The sequence below is a fragment of the Brevibacillus migulae genome (assembly GCF_004521915.1).
GTDB lineage: Bacteria > Bacillota > Bacilli > Brevibacillales > Brevibacillaceae > Brevibacillus_F > Brevibacillus_F migulae.
In genome coordinates this window covers 1-14,713 of record NZ_SDKD01000031.1, presented here as the reverse complement: position 1 = coordinate 14,713, position 14,713 = coordinate 1, and the positions used below count along the sequence as shown (strand labels likewise).

Here is a 14,713-nt window from a genome sequence, read left to right as displayed (position 1 = left end):
CGATTACTTGGCGTTGGATGCATACTTGAAGTCAATGAAGCCCAGGGCATCAATCACAACATCTTTCACGGTATCTTGTTTCACCCAAGCGTACGTGTAGTAGTAGATCGGTGCTGCCGGAATTTCATCCATGACGATCGCATCAGCCTTTTTCAGGATTTCATTGCGTTTTTGCACATCCTGTTCTTTTGCTGATTGCGCCAACAGATCGAGATACGCGGGATTGTTCCATTTGGAATCATTCAACCCGCCTTTGAATACCTCGAAGAAGTTGATCGGGTCATTAAAGTCGCCGATCCAGCTGGAACGAGCGATCTGGAAGTTGCCTGCGCGCATTTCTTCCTTGCGCACTTTGTTTTCCATATTGCGCAGCTTCACTTCTACACCCAACGTTTTTCTCCATTGATCTTGAATGACAGTGGAGATCCGTTGATTCACTTCACTTGTGTTGTAAATCAATTCTATCTCAGGCAGCTTGTCGATTCCAAGCTCCTTCATTCCTTCTGCGAGCAGTTTTTTGGCTGTTTCCGCATCACCGTCTTTGAAGTAGCCTTCCGGTTTGAACGCCATGGTTGTCGGCAAAATGCCCAAAGCTACAGAACTCTTGAACGGCACTACATTATCCACGATTTCCTGGCGATTGATCGCATAGGTAAATGCTTGACGGATTTTTTTGTTGTTGAAAGGCGCTTTTTCGGTGTTGAACACATACCAATACGTCCCTGCTGTCGCTTGCGTTTGCATTTTGCCAGACTCTTTCAACGTTTGCAAAGCGTCCAACGGCAGATCGCCCAGCGGTGAACCCGCCCAATCGAGGTCGCCGTTTTCAAACATGGACAGCTCGGTATTCGCGTCTTCGATCATGCTGATATTCAGCGTCGTCAGCTGAACTCTCTTTTCATCCCAGTATTGCGGATTTTTTTCCATAATGATTTTGGATTTATGTTCCCATTGCTTCAATACAAAAGGTCCATTTCCCACATAATTTTCTGGCGAATTCGCCCATTCTTTGTTGCCTTCTACGACTTTTTGGTTAACTGGCAGATAGGTAACCGAAGCTACCAGCTGCGGGAAGAATGGCGCCGGATTCTCGAGGGTCACTACGAGCGTCTTGTCATCCGTAGCTTTTACCCCTACTTCGTCCGCACTCACTTTTTTCTGATTATAGGCTTCACCGTTTTTCAAATAATAGAGCTGGTAGGCATAGCCTGCCGCTGTTTCCGGATTCAACACGCGCTTCCAGGCGTACTCGAAATCCTTGGCGGTTACCGGATCTCCATTGCTCCATTTGGTGTCGCGCAGATGGAACGTGTAGGTCAAACCATCGGGAGATACCTCGTATTTTTCTGCGACGGATTCTTTGATCGTGCCATCCGCATCCAGACGAAGCAAGCCGTCAAACGCTGCACGCGCAACCGTCATCGATGGAATGTCTTCGGCCAACCCTGGATCAATCGTCGACGGATCACCCGAGTTCATGTTGACCTTCAACTCTTGAGGTGCTTGTGCTGCAGGCTGCTCTTGCGCTGGTGTAGTTGGAGCTGGTGCTGCTTGCTGTCCACCACAGGCTGCCAGCATCAGACTGGAAAGCATCACGGCCGATAAAGAAATTTTGTGGAACGCTTTCATGTTGAACCCCCTTTTGCAAATCTATTGTTGTAAGCACGAGACAAGACTAATAATATGATATTAAGAAAATTTTGTCTATCAAGCTGTACCTACGAGGGGGAAGAGTGAAAATGATCGCGACACTGCACGACTCCATCATGTCACTTGTGGAAAAAGCCGGAGGGAAATGGGGATTTGTCATCGAGGATTTGCAGACCAATGAGCGTTTGGCGTATCAGGAGGATGAGCGATTCTACGCTGCCAGCCTGATCAAGGTTCCAATCATGACCGCCGTTTTCGCCGAGCAATACGCTGGCAAGCTTTCTTTTGAAGACAAAGTACGGCTGAAAAAAGAAGATCTGGTAGGCGGTTCTGGCGTACTGGAGCAGCTGACCCCCGGCACCGAATTTACCATCTATGATCTCGTCATGCTGATGATCATCCAGAGTGACAATACAGCGACCAACATGCTGATCGACTTGGTAGGCAAAAAAAGCATTCGTTCGATCATGAAAAAAACCGGCATGAGCAACAGCCAGTTTCATAACAAATTGATGGTGATCCCCGCCGAACTGGAAGGCTATAACGAGGTTACCGCTGCTGATATGGCCAATCACTTCCGCTTAATGGCGACGGGAAAAATCCTTTCTTACAACAGCTGTCTGCAAATGATCCGTATATTAAAGCAGCAGCAAATTCAACAGTCGCTCCCGCTTCATCTCCCAGACCCCGACCACGAGATCATTGGCGGTCTGCCTCGCTGGGAAATGGCTCATAAAACCGGCAGCGTCAGCACCAACGATCATGACGTGGGCATTCTTTACGTGGGACAAAAGGCGATCCTGATCTCAACACTCTCCGCCAACGTGCCAGCAAATCTCGCCCGTGACACCATGGGACGGATTTGCGAACTCGTCTATCAATTATATGCACAAAAAGACTAGCCTCATGGGCTAGTCTTTCTTTATGTCCGTATCATTCAGCTGTTTCGCATTTCTGTCCGCAACGGCCCACAGCACCATCAGTCCCACTGTCACAACCCATAGCGCATTTATCGATGCCGGAACCAAAGCCCAACCTACCACGTCCAAATCAGGCGTTCCCTTTAAGATGTCAATCAGGACAGCGAAAAACAATCCGATGTAATTGCCAGTGATCCCCCAGAAAGCTACCCACATATAATGGCTGCGTTTCACTCTTCCCTGGAAGGGATGGAAGTTTTTCAGATAATAAGGAAGGCCGCTGAACAAACCAATGAGGCCATTCCCCAGATTCCAGTGAATCCACACATCCCACGCAAACAGATCACTGAAAAATGCTCCAATAAAGCCAGATAAAAATCCAATCATCGGACCAAACAATGCCCCCATGACCGTCAGAACCACGATCGCGGGGCGAAGACTGTTTCCTTCAATCTGGATGGTGATGGTCAAATAACTGAAGAATCCATACAGGAAACTGCCTATCAATATCATTAGAATGGTTTGCTTGTTGAATGAAAAGGCAGAAGGTTTGCCTGTCATACGAGGATTCTCCTTTTGTCGCCCCGCTTTATCGCTGATCGTTGCGACGTGTCATTTGCTGCCAAACAGTCCCGCTGGCTTCCTCGCCGCGTTCAATGCGCTCCAGTGCCATTTTTGCCTGGAGACTCACTTCGAATTCCGGATCATATTGGGCCACTTCAAGCGCTGGAAGAGCTGTTTCATCGCCTTGTTCAAAAAGAAAACGGGCGGCTCTCCAACGCACCAATTTGCTCTGGTCCTGGAGGGCTTCGATCATCGGCTTGATCGCTTGAGGATCACCGATATCGGACAGAGCATCCCCTGCGGTACGGCGCACGGATGCCGAATGGTCCTTTAATGCCTTGAATAGGTGTGGAAGCACTGCCGCTTCCCCGATCATGCCCAGGTAAACGGTGGCCAGTCGACGGATCGACGCTTTCGGGTCTTCCAACGCTCTGGCTAATAACGGGATGTCTTCCACACTCGGTTTCATACGCTCCAATGCTGCAAAGCGTTTTTCCCAATTCGGATCGTTCAGCAACGTAGAAACCTCTGCGGATGTAATCGCTTCGGCTTCTTCCGCCTCGCCTTCCACCAGGTTCAGGGCGTCCTGCACCAATTTTTCGACACGCTGCTCATCATAGGCAGCTCCTAATTCGGCGACAAGCTCTTCTCCTACCTCATCAAAAGAGCCGTAACGTACGCCATAGTCCTCCCACTGACGCTCCAGCACATAGTTTTTCGAAGCGGATTGCACACTCATGATCGCATCCCGAAATCGTTCGGGCAGGCCAAAGCGTCTCTCTTCCTGTGCGGTTACTAGCTTTACTTGTATCGGTATTCCCTTAAACGTTTGCACCAAAACCTGAATTTCCCCAAATGGCGAGCTTGCTGAGTCCCCTTCAGTACCAGCCGTTTCTGCGATGTCTCCAAAACTCGCGCGAATCTCGGACAGGATGTCCTTCCAGTCCGCTTTTGGGTTTCGCTCAACAGCGATAAAATCGCTGACCTGGAAAATCCCCTTCACTCCCTCGATTGCCAGCATGTGCTTGATCCAATCCGGAGCATCTCCTTGTTCATCCTTACTATAATTAAACGAAGTACCTGCTGGGAGTGTTTCATCCGTATTCAGCTTCATCACATTTGGACTGGGGGTGGGTTCAACAGAAAGAATCTTCATTTCGGTCATCTCCTTTTCAAGATTGAAAGCTTCTCAACTTTTCTGCCGTCTCATCGATATTCGCAGGGACATTGATGGTGACGGTCAGTTGAGGCGCATCCGTTACTACAAACGATAGTTGATTGAATGTAAGCCTTCCTAGCGTAGGATGGTAAATGATCTTCAATCCTTCGGGACCGCTCAAAACATCGTGCTGCTGCCACCACATCTGAAATTCCGCGCTTGTGCGGCTCAATTCCCCAATGAAATCCAGCCACCACGGGTGACCTGTGAAATTTGCATAGCTCGCACGAAACTGAGCCAAACGATGCCTGGCATGGTTTTCCCAGTTATCCCGAAGCAGTTCCCGTACATAAGGAGAAGTAAACGTCCTCCATACGCTGTTGCGTTCCCGTGCGGACATATCCTCATAGTTTCCATAAATGAAACTTGCACACCTGTTCCATGCAACGATATTCAAGCGTTCATCGGTAACATACGCTGGACTCGCCCCTTGCTGATCAAGAAAGCTTTGCAGCGTTGGGCTAATCGCGCTTCCGGCAAGCGGCTGATCAGCAGGGAACTGCTGGAGGGCAAGCAAAAACAAATGCCTTCGCTCATGAAAATCAAGCTGGAGGGCCCGGGCTATCGCCTCCAATACCTGTGCGGAAACTTGAATATGACGCGCTTGCTCAAGCCATGTATACCAATCGACACTGATGCCCGCAAGCAAAGCTACCTCCGCTCTCCTGAGGCCAGGGATCCGGCGCTTTCCGGAATCTGGGAATCCTGCTTGGATTGGTGAAATCCGCGCGCGACGTGTCCGCAAAAACTGAGCAAGCTCCTGAAGACGCTCCTTATCTGATTGTTGCCTCATTTCCGCCCCTCCATTGCCTTTGGATCGTAGGACTGTAACTCCTAGGATAAACCATCCTCTTATTCTACTGTCAAACTCATTATACACTTTGGCCGAAAGAACTTTTCGAACTCTAGGATGAGAGGGGAATACCATTGGAAAAGGCAGCGAAAATACAATCAAACAGCACAGATAGAAAAGCGAAAGCACTCCTGCTTTTCGGACTTTCGCTTGGATACTTTATGGTGCTATTGGATACCACCGTGGTAGGCGTTGCTCTGCCCGCCATTCATTCAGACTTTGGCGGCGGAATCACAGAGCTTCAATGGGTGGTGAATGCTTACACAATCACGTTTGCAGCATTGCTTTTGTCCACAGGAATGATTTCGGACTCCATCGGGGCCAAACGGGTTTATCTGAATGGGTTAGCGCTTTTTTTCATCGCATCGGGTCTGTCTGCTTTGGCTCCTTCCCTGCCTGTGCTGATCGGCTTACGGGCAATTCTCGGAGCAGCAGGTGCAGCATTGATGCCAGCCTCCCTTAGCTTAATCGCCCAAGCCTTCCCGGACACGCGCAACCGGGCCCGCGCACTCGGTATTTGGGCAGCGGTGACAGGCATTGCCATGGCTGCCGGTCCAGTGGTTGGCGGAATTGCCGTCGATACTTTTGGCTGGCCTAGCATTTTTCTGCTTAACCTTCCGCTCGCTGCGATTAGTTTGATCGTAACTACTTTGTATGTGACCGAGACGATGCGGAAACAGACCCCATTCGATTGGGCCGGTCAACTAACAGCCATTACGATGATCACTTCATTGTCGTTTGCCCTGATTGAAGGCCCGACATATGGCTGGGATTCACCCATTATTCTCGCTGCATCCACCATTGCACTGCTGAGCTTCTTGTTATTTGTCAAGGTAGAACAGAAGCACAAAACTCCGCTTCTTCCCCTTGCCATTTTCAAAAACGTAACCGTATCGGCAGGAATGCTGGCCGGGATGTTCATAAACATTGCGCTTTCCGGGCTATTGTTTATACTGCCGATCTTTTTTCAGCAAGCACAAGGCTTATCTGCCCACAAGGCAGGCATAGCGCTCCTGCCACTTACCATACCGCTCGCTTTTAACCCGATTTTTACTGGTAGAATGGTGGGGAAAGTTGGACCAAGAATACCGATGATGCTTGGATTCACCCTGTGTGCCGCGGGCGCTCTTGTTTTCTTTTGGGTGGATATAAGTACCAGCTATGCCCTTACGCTGTGCGGCTTGCTGCTCATGGGGTTCGGTATTTCCTTTACCATTCCTGCTCTGATGACCGCTGTCATTTCATCAGTCCCTCATTCGCAGACTGGTATTGTATCAGGTGCGTTGAATTCGATACGACAATTGGGTGCCACGATGGGGATTGCAGTTTTTGGTTCGCTTGTGACCAATACCCCTTCTTTTACAACCGGGATGCATGTGTCCTTTCTTGCGATGGCTATTATTTTGTTGGGCGGGAGCTTGCTCACCTATGCTTTTGTTGGCAAAAAGAATCGGATATAGACTTTCCGGCCATCCGCGCGTTCGTCACGAATGAAGCACATATCTAGTCTGAATATCCTTGACAACCTCTTCCAGATTATTCGGCACTTGCGGGATCCCATAGCCGACATACAGCGGGGATGTCACATACCTGGGTACGACCTTTACCAATATCCGTCCGTCCAGCCGGTAGAAAAAGAGATTATAGCTGGAGCAGCCGCGGAAGTGATGCAACGTATAGTGAACAAGCATCTGTACATAATCCGCGAGATCAGGGATTTGCTGAAGATCGGTAAGGATCACATTGAATTCGTAAAAGCCGATGCGCGGGTACGTCGACAGATTGCACTCGACTCCTTGTTTGCGGTCAATTAACACGCCGACGAAATCCCGGTCTTGTATATGCTGCACATAATCGTAATGATCCAAGCCGATGATTTGCATATGTGCGTGGTGGATGGAACCGCCCGAGTATGGTCCGTGGTTTTTAAAAAACAGCACAGACTGAAACTCCCCGCTTTCCTCCATTTCCAACCACTTATGGATGCCAAAGCGAAACAAGGAATGGAGATGCTCTTTCGCATAGCCGGAAAGCTCCTCATCGCATTGGTCAGTCTCAATGATCACCGTGGGATACGTATTCTCCAGCACCGGGTATTTGTTTTTCAACCAGAGAATCGGGCCTTCTTCGCCGAGGATATCGGTCAGATTTTCCCGATCGCAAAAAGGGCAAGCTGCCTCTCGATTCCGGATGCTTTCCGGCTTCGTCCGGCTTAAGGTGCTGCGAAAACGCAAATGGGTATGCTCCATCAGGTTCACCTGCCAATTATCTTATTTTATTTTCATATCACTTCTGCTCAGTATGATACAAGAATTGCTAAGGATTGGCATTTCATATTTTTGATTTAGGTACTTTACAAAAGTAAGTGAATGGGTTACGATAACTAACGTTAAGTAAGTTAATCTATTTTTGAAAGGAAGTTGTTATCGTGTTTGATCTTGGCCTTCTTATTATTCGTCTTGTGATTGGTTTGACGTTTGCTGCCCACGGCACGCAGAAATTGTTTGGGTGGTTTGGTGGCTACGGGCTTAAAGGTACGGGCGGTTGGCTGGAATCCATCGGTGTTCGCCCAGGTGTCCTGATGGCATTTGTGGCTGGACTTGGCGAGCTGGTTGCCGGCTTGTTGTTTGCAGGAGGATTGTGGATGCCGGTTGCAGCCGCTCTGTTCGTGATCACCATGCTTGTCTCGATCGTGAAAGTGCATGGTCCGAACGGTTACTGGTCTACGGCGAACGGCTATGAGTATAATCTTGCCTTGATTGCCGTTGCTGTTGGTCTCGCCTTAACAGGTGCAGGTGCCTATTCCCTTGACAGCCTTTTGTCCTAAGCGGCTCACACATAGAAAAAACCGGCTGACACGCGTCAACCGGTTTTTTTGCATCCATTCTTTTCTGTTTATTACCACGTGCGAAGCGGAGGGGAACCTGGAGGCGCATGCTGAATTTGTTCCATGATCGGCATCGCGTATGCCAGGATGATGAGCACTGCCAGTACGGACAGCCATACCGGCCATCTTTCCAAAATGGCAGGCGTATATTGTTCGCCATCTGTCTCACCGATCGGATATTCCTCATTGCCTTTTGGCGCAAATTTTCCAAGATAGATCAACACACCAATCAACAGGACGGCCGATACGAAAAGCAGTCCTCCGCCAAATCCCATCACGCGCTGCCAAGGAATCCAGCTCAACGCTTCTGCATTGTTCATATAATCCGTATAGTCAGTTCTGCGCGGCACGCCTTGCAGGCCCAGGTAGTGCATCGCTGTCGACATGATGAACATCCCGACCGACCAGAACACGATTTGTACCATTGCCACACGATTGGCTTTCTTGGTCAAGGTGCGTCCAGTCAAGTGAGGAACCAGCCAGTATGCGATCCCGTAGAAGGTCAGCGCAACCGCAGCGCCCACCGTAATGTGGAAGTGACCGGTCACCCAGATCGTATTATGCACGACTGCATTCAACTGGTTACTTGCATTGATGATACCGCCTGTCCCCGCTGGGATGAAGAACAGCATCCCGATAAAAGGAGCAAAGAAGCGAACATCGGTCCAAGGCAGGTGCTTAAACCAGCCATACAGCCCTCTTCCGCCTTTGGCGCGGCCGGTAGTTTCAAACGTGGCAAACATGGAGAATGCCGTCATCAAAGAAGGAAGCACTACGATCAAGGTTAATGCCACGTGAATCATTTTCCATGCCGGGGAGATACCTGGCTCCATCAGCTGATGGTGGAAACCAACCGGGATCGAGAACAACAGCAGCAGGACAAAGGCGACCCGGGACAGCGCGTCACTGAAAATCTTGCCTCCAATGATGCGCGGTACACAGACATACCAACCGATATAGGCAGGCATCAGCCAGAAGTAAACCAGCGGATGGCCAAAGAACCAGAACAATGTCCGCGACAGAATGACGTTCACAGTAGGTACCCAGCCCATGGACCAAGGAATCAGTTGGAACAACACTTCAATCGCGAGCGGTGTTGTCGCTACTTGCCAGAGCGCGACCGTGGCGATGGCCATGTAAGCAAACAATGGGGAACGCTGCCCTTTATGATTTTTCTTCCAAGCTACATAGTTGGCAATCATCCCGTAACCGGCGAGCCAGCTACCCACGACCAGCAAGGCCGATCCGATATAAAAAGCAGGCTCCGCTTTCAATGGAGCATAGAAGGTATACAATACGGAAGCATTATTGCGAATAATTTCAAAAGCTGCCATCAGTGTACCGATCAGCATCGTATAAAAACCCGTCCACCCGAAGCGAAGCGCAGTCTTGGTCAAGCTCCCGCCATTCGTACGGGCCATTCCGGAAAACAAGAATCCCACAATAAAATAAGTAGTAAATACAAGTCCTAAAAGTACACCATGTGCCGTCAAGATTTGATAATAGTTGATCCAGCTAGGCAGATGGATGACACCACCGCGCACCATCCCTTGCAGCATTCCAGCCAGCGCTCCGACACTGAGAGAAGCAAAGGCGACAATGATAAAGGCAAGGCTGAGTCTAGCGGAAGGTTTGTCTACTTGAACATGATTGGTTTGTTCCGTTTTCAGCCGCAGCATAGACGCGGACACCCTCCTTCGTTATTTCACGATAATTTTGGTCGCCATGACATGATGTCCGGCTCCACAGTATTCGTTGCAAAGAATCAAATACTCGCCTGGCTTGTCAAACGTCATCGATGCTGAGTTGACATGGCCTGGCACCACCATAAAATTGATGTTGGTTTTCGGAATTTCAAATCCATGCACGACATCCTTGCTGGTCACATGGAAATTGATCTTGGAACCTACCGGAACCTCGATGACGGATGGTGCATAGCTAAAGGCAAAAGCCGTCATATACGCGTCATATTCTTTTTCCCCAATCTGTTTCAGACCAGGTTTGTCAAAAGGCGGTGTTTGATCCACCTTTTGCGGGTCAATCATCTGCATGTCACTTGGCGGCTGCATGCCCATGGCGAATGCATTGATCGCCAACAACGTAATAAAGATTGCTAATCCCGCTCCTCCGAGCCAAAGCCAAATTTTTTCATAGCGATGCAAGTGCATAATGCTCCTCCTCTACGCTCGATTTAAAAACAGAGCAAACACGGCAACCCAGCACACCACGATAAATGCGCCCAGCAACAATACGGATGTAAAGGTGCCCTTCAATGGCTCTGTGTCCGTATTCACTTGTTTTTCCTGATTTTTTTTAGATGGAGTCGGATCAGGTCGCATTGCATTTCCTCCTTTTTTCCCTATCGACTGGTTTCACTATACACCCCGCATAGATACGACCCTGTGATGAACATCACACCAAAAGTGACGATCCCGCAAACATGACTGTACGTATGCGAGCATACAAAAAGACGGCCACATGCCGTCCGATGAAGTATAGCGCTCTGTGATTTGCCGCATAATACGGAGGTAATTTTTACATTGGCAAACAGGAGGGTTTTCTCATGCATACTGTACAACATTCCATTCAGCAATGCCGGCAAATCGCACAGCAGATGATCCAGCAAACCCAGCAAGCCAGCACCATGTATCAGCAAATGCTGCAGCAAGAGCAGCAAAACTCCGCGATGCTGGAGCAGCTGGCACAACGCGAACGGCAAGCGGTGCAAACCATCCAAGCGGCCTTGCAGGGTCATCAGCAAGCCATCCAACAATTGCAGCAAGTGATTCAAATCAGTAATCAGCTTGAACAGCAAATGTTGGTTCAGTCTCCCTATGCATCCGCTGCTTCCCGTCAAACACCCAGCGTACTTTCTTACCAATAAGGAGACGGAACGCATCATCGGACTCGTGATCACGGGCGATGATGCGTTTCTTTTTCCCGCTGCTGCAGCAGCCAGCAATGCATGACGTACTCCACGACACCCAACGCCGCACCGAGCAGGATCGCTCCGGAAAGCGTAACCTCCGCCCCGGCTAGCATAAAGGAAGTCCCCCAGGTGACCACAGCCATAAATAAAAAGCCTTGAAGCGTAGCCGTCTGATTTCCGAGCCATGGCAGAATCGTTTCATCGGCGACCAAGCCGATGGCGATAAACAGGATGCTCAGGAATACGGGGGGTCTTTGATCCGCAAAATAGATCCATTCCGGAAACCAGCGGGAAAACGCAAGGATCAAAGCGGGAAAAACCAGAAGCTTATACAGCAAGTTGCTGAGGATACGTGCAGGCAACTGCAATGGAAAAATACCTCCTTTCGGAAAGCAAAACCCCCGCATGAGCGAGGGTTACCGTTTCAGTGTGCCTTTTGTGGACGCATCTTCATTTTGCTTGACGACTTCGGCCGCTTTTCCTTTGCTGCTTTCCTGATGGATATTGATGTTCTTGTTTTTGGACATAGTGGGATCCTCCTACCAGCGTGTCAACTGAGATGACCTTTCAATGCATCAATGATGCCCATTTGCTCCATTTTTTGCTTTGTCTCCGGTGTGCCAAACTCGTATATTTTGTGATACAGCTCATTGAGCGTGTGATCGTAGGCCTCATGGTCTTGGTCCTCAACATCGGTAAAGAGCAGATGCCCGTGCAAATACGATCGAAAATCATCATCATTGGCGGAGGTAAACAAATCCTCCAGCTGCTTTTTTTCATCGGGCGTTGCCTCTATCTCAAAATCGAAAGTGGAGTCCTCCCCGCCTTCGCGGACCTCCCAAGTATTCGGGCTGGAATGGATGCTCAGGTAATACTTCTTTTTCTCCATCGTACTGCCTCACCCCCCTCCATTCGGAACACGCCAAGTTAACAGCGGAATGGATTGACTCATCCTCGCTTTGCCATGTATCTTTGGTTTTCCCTTTGCTTCCTGAGATTATGCGGAAGCTGAGCATGTCTCACATCCGTCCGGTCCGAAGCGCAATCGCCCAGTCCGGTCTGTTGCGCAGGGTTGCCAACCGACTCGCCTCTTCCCAGTCGTAAGGAACCGTAATATGCTCAACCTTCCACATCTTCGCCTCCTTGGACAGGATGCAGTATTTCGCGTGGGGATTTCCTGATTCCATCCGATGTGGAAAGGGCAGTTCATCTTCGTAGGCAGGCAGCCCCACACTCCCGGGATTGATGACCAATTTTCCGTCGGGAAGGTAGCATGTCCGCGGGATGTGGCTATGTCCGCAAACGATGACTGCTTGTCCAACCTGTAGCAAATCAGCTGCGATCGCATCTGCTGAACGGAGAAAAACTCCTTGGGGAAGTATGGTTTCGGTTAGATAGGTTTCATCCGAACTGGGCGTTCCATGGCATAAAAAAATCTCATCGAGGAGCACATGGGTGGAAGGCATTGATTTGAGCCAGTCGATATCCGCGGTATCCAGCTGCCCTTTTACAAACTGCATCGTGTCTGATGGATGTTCATCCGCTTCCAAAAGCACCCGATCCTGGTTTCCGCGGATATGTATGGCACCAGTAGCTTGAAGCATCTCAGCGGTCACTTTCGGATCAATCGGACCGTACAGAGCGTCGCCCAGATTGACCAATTGTGTGATCGAGCGGGTTTGCATGTCTGCGAGAACCGCTTTCAATGCAAAAGAATTTCCATGAACGTCCGATATAAACGCAATGCGCGTATGACTCATACTGAGTTCCTCCCCAATTTCTCCTATTTCCCCTCATCGTAACAGAAACCATCCATTCTTTGGGCGATCAATTTGGAAAAGCCCCATGATTCCACGCTCGTTCATTTGTTCTCGCACTAGATAAAAGGGCTATACGAACCTGCTATTTTGGCATTTCTCACCAAGCTGATTTGACATACTGTACAGTAAGCACCAATGTGCCATGGGGGGAACGTTATGGGTAGAGCGTTGTGGAGATTTCAATTTCCCATGACCAAAGAGTCAAGGAAAAAGGTATGGAGAGTCCGTGATCGCAAAGGGAACATCGCCTATTTCAAATTCCGCTTGCAAAAACCTTGGTTTAAGCGTGACAAATCGATGATCGCGAACGAATTCATCGCCATCTCGTTAGCTAGAAAACTGGGACTTCCGGTTGCCAGGCTTTCGCGGGCGATCATCAAAGGGCGCAGCAAGAGACCAGTCAAGGGATATATCTCGAGGCAAGTCAATGCCAACGAAGTCATCACATGGAAAAAGGCATGCGATGATGTGAAAGCAAATCCCCAACGGTACATCAATGACACCCATCTGCTAGCGCGGACGATCGTGTTTGATGTCTGGATATTGAATAAAGATCGAACCGACGTGAATTTAATCTTGTATCGTGATTATCCATGGGAAAAGTACAGTTGGTACCTGATTGATTTTGGAAGCAGCCTTTTGGGCTCTCGATCGAATTCCACATATAAACGCATCAAGAAAAGAAGACATCCTCAATTAAGAAAGCCTCTTCGCTAGCCAAAAGGGTTGAAAGAGTTGTTCCTTCATAACCAATACGAGATGGAAACCATGATCGAATCCATCCAAAGAATGTCAGACAAAAAAATCGGTAGAGTGATCAGAAGGTTGCCCAGATCCGTTTTGAGCCACGCCAAGAAGAAGCGTCTCATGAAATTGTTATGCTTTCGGAAAAAAAGATTGGAATGGATTATGCAAGATGTGATTTTCCAGCTCGATCAGAATGGTCAGGCGCTCCTATAAAAAAAGAAAAAACCGCTTGGGGCTGCCAAGCGGTAAAGACGAGGTAGTAGTGAAAAACAACAAGTTACAGATACAGACCGCAAGAGGCATGTCCAATGTTGCGAAAAATGAAAAATTGGGCCAATGTCCCTTCGCCCCTCCCCTACGTAGGCACATTCTCATCGGCCTCTCCCTGCTAATGGCACGAGTACTTATCTAGGCTGAAATACCCATCCCCAATAAAGATTGTTGTAATTCTTCAATTCTTCTTTCTTTCGTAAACAAATGAAGTATAATAGGGAAGTAAATCGTTTTTTTCATCACACAACTAGGAAAATAGCACTAATCATAATCATGCGCAAATGGCAAACCAGTTCGAAAGGCTGGGACGCAAAACCATGGATCTAAGGGACATTCGTCCTACGACCGCCAGGCTGCCGCATTTTGGAGATATTGAGCCGTTCCAAAATGCTTTTGGATCGGCTTTTTGTGTTTTCGTAAACAGATCAACATGATCATAGAAAGATACAGGGAAAGGAGTGTGTCAAGTGAGTCAACAAAGAGGCATACGTCGCGACGGACAGAAAAAACAGATCGTTGAAATGATACAGCGCATTCAAAACTTGACGGATACCGATGAACCCCAGGCAGTCCGGGAGCTGATCGCCATCTTAAATGAGCTCTTGCGGATCAAAAACACAGTGCCGCCTACCGTGGAGATCATGTCCTACATCAAGCATGCGACTCCGAAGCTTTACCACGCGACACGAATGGGGATTACTTCCACAAGCAACCTGAATTTGCTGTTTCAGCTGGAGGCTGACCCCGCTTTAGCCCAGGAGCGCCTAAAAGAATACCTGCAATCGTAAACGTGCAAAGTTGCCTGAGACCTGAACTGCACCCCAATTGTTAGACACACCTAACAAGAGGAG

At 48.9% G+C, this 14,713-nt stretch carries 17 protein-coding genes and 1 riboswitch; of the genes, 6 read left to right on the top strand and 11 right to left on the bottom strand.

Features of this window, described 5'->3' with window-relative positions; all coding sequences use genetic code 11:
• Positions 1-3: 3 nt before the first annotated feature.
• Entirely contained in the window at positions 4-1,629 is a 1,626-nt protein-coding gene (locus EIZ37_RS23345) for a peptide ABC transporter substrate-binding protein (protein WP_134687169.1), read from the bottom strand.
• Positions 1,630-1,739: 110 nt separating this feature from the next.
• On the opposite strand from EIZ37_RS23345, the gene EIZ37_RS23340 reads away from it, so the two are divergent.
• Complete coding sequence (locus EIZ37_RS23340) at positions 1,740-2,552, top strand: serine hydrolase (RefSeq protein ID WP_134687168.1); 813 nt, start codon at positions 1,740-1,742, stop codon at positions 2,550-2,552.
• Between the two features lie 9 nt (positions 2,553-2,561).
• Here the strand turns inward: EIZ37_RS23340 and EIZ37_RS23335 are convergent, their stop codons facing one another.
• From EIZ37_RS23335 to EIZ37_RS23325, 3 genes are read right to left on the bottom strand one after another with little or no spacing between them, the layout of a single operon-like run.
• Positions 2,562-3,131 (bottom strand): ECF transporter S component, encoded by a 570-nt coding sequence (locus EIZ37_RS23335; RefSeq protein WP_134687167.1) that lies wholly within the window; start codon positions 3,129-3,131, stop codon positions 2,562-2,564.
• 28 nt (positions 3,132-3,159) lie between these two features.
• Positions 3,160-4,290 (bottom strand): conserved virulence factor C family protein, encoded by a 1,131-nt coding sequence (locus EIZ37_RS23330; RefSeq protein WP_134687166.1) that lies wholly within the window; start codon positions 4,288-4,290, stop codon positions 3,160-3,162.
• A gap of 16 nt (positions 4,291-4,306) precedes the next feature.
• Positions 4,307-5,146 (bottom strand): helix-turn-helix transcriptional regulator, encoded by an 840-nt coding sequence (locus EIZ37_RS23325; RefSeq protein ID WP_134687165.1) that lies wholly within the window; start codon positions 5,144-5,146, stop codon positions 4,307-4,309.
• A gap of 134 nt (positions 5,147-5,280) precedes the next feature.
• On the opposite strand from EIZ37_RS23325, the gene EIZ37_RS23320 reads away from it, so the two are divergent.
• Positions 5,281-6,666 (top strand): MFS transporter, encoded by a 1,386-nt coding sequence (locus tag EIZ37_RS23320; protein WP_235828187.1) that lies wholly within the window; start codon positions 5,281-5,283, stop codon positions 6,664-6,666.
• Between the two features lie 24 nt (positions 6,667-6,690).
• On the opposite strand, the gene EIZ37_RS23315 is transcribed toward EIZ37_RS23320, so the two are convergent.
• Entirely contained in the window at positions 6,691-7,455 is a 765-nt protein-coding gene (locus EIZ37_RS23315) for a DUF4931 domain-containing protein (protein ID WP_134687164.1), read from the bottom strand.
• Between the two features lie 179 nt (positions 7,456-7,634).
• Between EIZ37_RS23315 and EIZ37_RS23310 the strand changes: the two genes are divergently transcribed.
• The gene (locus tag EIZ37_RS23310) at positions 7,635-8,033 is read left to right on the top strand and encodes a DoxX family protein (protein ID WP_134687163.1); all 399 of its coding nucleotides are present in this window, start codon (positions 7,635-7,637) and stop codon (positions 8,031-8,033) included.
• A gap of 71 nt (positions 8,034-8,104) precedes the next feature.
• Here the strand turns inward: EIZ37_RS23310 and EIZ37_RS23305 are convergent, their stop codons facing one another.
• From EIZ37_RS23305 to EIZ37_RS23295, 3 genes are read right to left on the bottom strand one after another with little or no spacing between them, the layout of a single operon-like run.
• A complete protein-coding gene (locus EIZ37_RS23305; RefSeq protein WP_134687162.1) occupies positions 8,105-9,772 on the bottom strand; it encodes a b(o/a)3-type cytochrome-c oxidase subunit 1 in 1,668 nt (555 codons plus the stop codon).
• A gap of 21 nt (positions 9,773-9,793) precedes the next feature.
• On the bottom strand, positions 9,794-10,261 hold the full coding sequence (locus tag EIZ37_RS23300) for a cytochrome c oxidase subunit II (RefSeq protein ID WP_134687161.1): 468 nt from the start codon (positions 10,259-10,261) through the stop codon (positions 9,794-9,796).
• A gap of 12 nt (positions 10,262-10,273) precedes the next feature.
• Positions 10,274-10,432: a cytochrome c oxidase subunit 2A gene (locus EIZ37_RS23295; protein ID WP_134687160.1), complete on the bottom strand. Its 159-nt coding sequence runs from the start codon at positions 10,430-10,432 to the stop codon at positions 10,274-10,276.
• A 224-nt stretch (positions 10,433-10,656) separates the two neighbouring features.
• On the opposite strand from EIZ37_RS23295, the gene EIZ37_RS23290 reads away from it, so the two are divergent.
• On the top strand, positions 10,657-10,977 hold the full coding sequence (locus tag EIZ37_RS23290) for a hypothetical protein (protein WP_134687159.1): 321 nt from the start codon (positions 10,657-10,659) through the stop codon (positions 10,975-10,977).
• Between the two features lie 29 nt (positions 10,978-11,006).
• Here the strand turns inward: EIZ37_RS23290 and EIZ37_RS23285 are convergent, their stop codons facing one another.
• The 3 genes from EIZ37_RS23285 to EIZ37_RS23275 all read right to left on the bottom strand — a co-directional run bounded on the left by EIZ37_RS23285 (position 11,007) and on the right by EIZ37_RS23275 (position 12,782).
• On the bottom strand, positions 11,007-11,390 hold the full coding sequence (locus EIZ37_RS23285; RefSeq protein ID WP_167569098.1) for a DUF2512 family protein: 384 nt from the start codon (positions 11,388-11,390) through the stop codon (positions 11,007-11,009).
• A gap of 182 nt (positions 11,391-11,572) precedes the next feature.
• Positions 11,573-11,911 carry a hypothetical protein gene (locus tag EIZ37_RS23280; protein WP_134687157.1) on the bottom strand — a complete coding sequence of 113 codons (339 nt, stop codon included), beginning with the start codon at positions 11,909-11,911 and terminating at the stop codon, positions 11,573-11,575.
• A gap of 130 nt (positions 11,912-12,041) precedes the next feature.
• Positions 12,042-12,782, bottom strand: coding sequence for a metallophosphoesterase family protein (locus tag EIZ37_RS23275; RefSeq protein WP_134687156.1), 741 nt, complete (start codon positions 12,780-12,782; stop codon positions 12,042-12,044).
• Positions 12,783-12,998: 216 nt separating this feature from the next.
• On the opposite strand from EIZ37_RS23275, the gene EIZ37_RS23270 reads away from it, so the two are divergent.
• Both EIZ37_RS23270 and EIZ37_RS23265 read left to right on the top strand, forming a co-directional pair.
• On the top strand, positions 12,999-13,559 hold the full coding sequence (locus tag EIZ37_RS23270; RefSeq protein ID WP_134687155.1) for a HipA family kinase: 561 nt from the start codon (positions 12,999-13,001) through the stop codon (positions 13,557-13,559).
• 576 nt (positions 13,560-14,135) lie between these two features.
• Positions 14,136-14,223: riboswitch (cyclic di-GMP riboswitch) on the top strand.
• A gap of 106 nt (positions 14,224-14,329) precedes the next feature.
• The gene (locus tag EIZ37_RS23265; RefSeq protein WP_235828185.1) at positions 14,330-14,650 is read left to right on the top strand and encodes a hypothetical protein; all 321 of its coding nucleotides are present in this window, start codon (positions 14,330-14,332) and stop codon (positions 14,648-14,650) included.
• Positions 14,651-14,713: the final 63 nt, after the last annotated feature.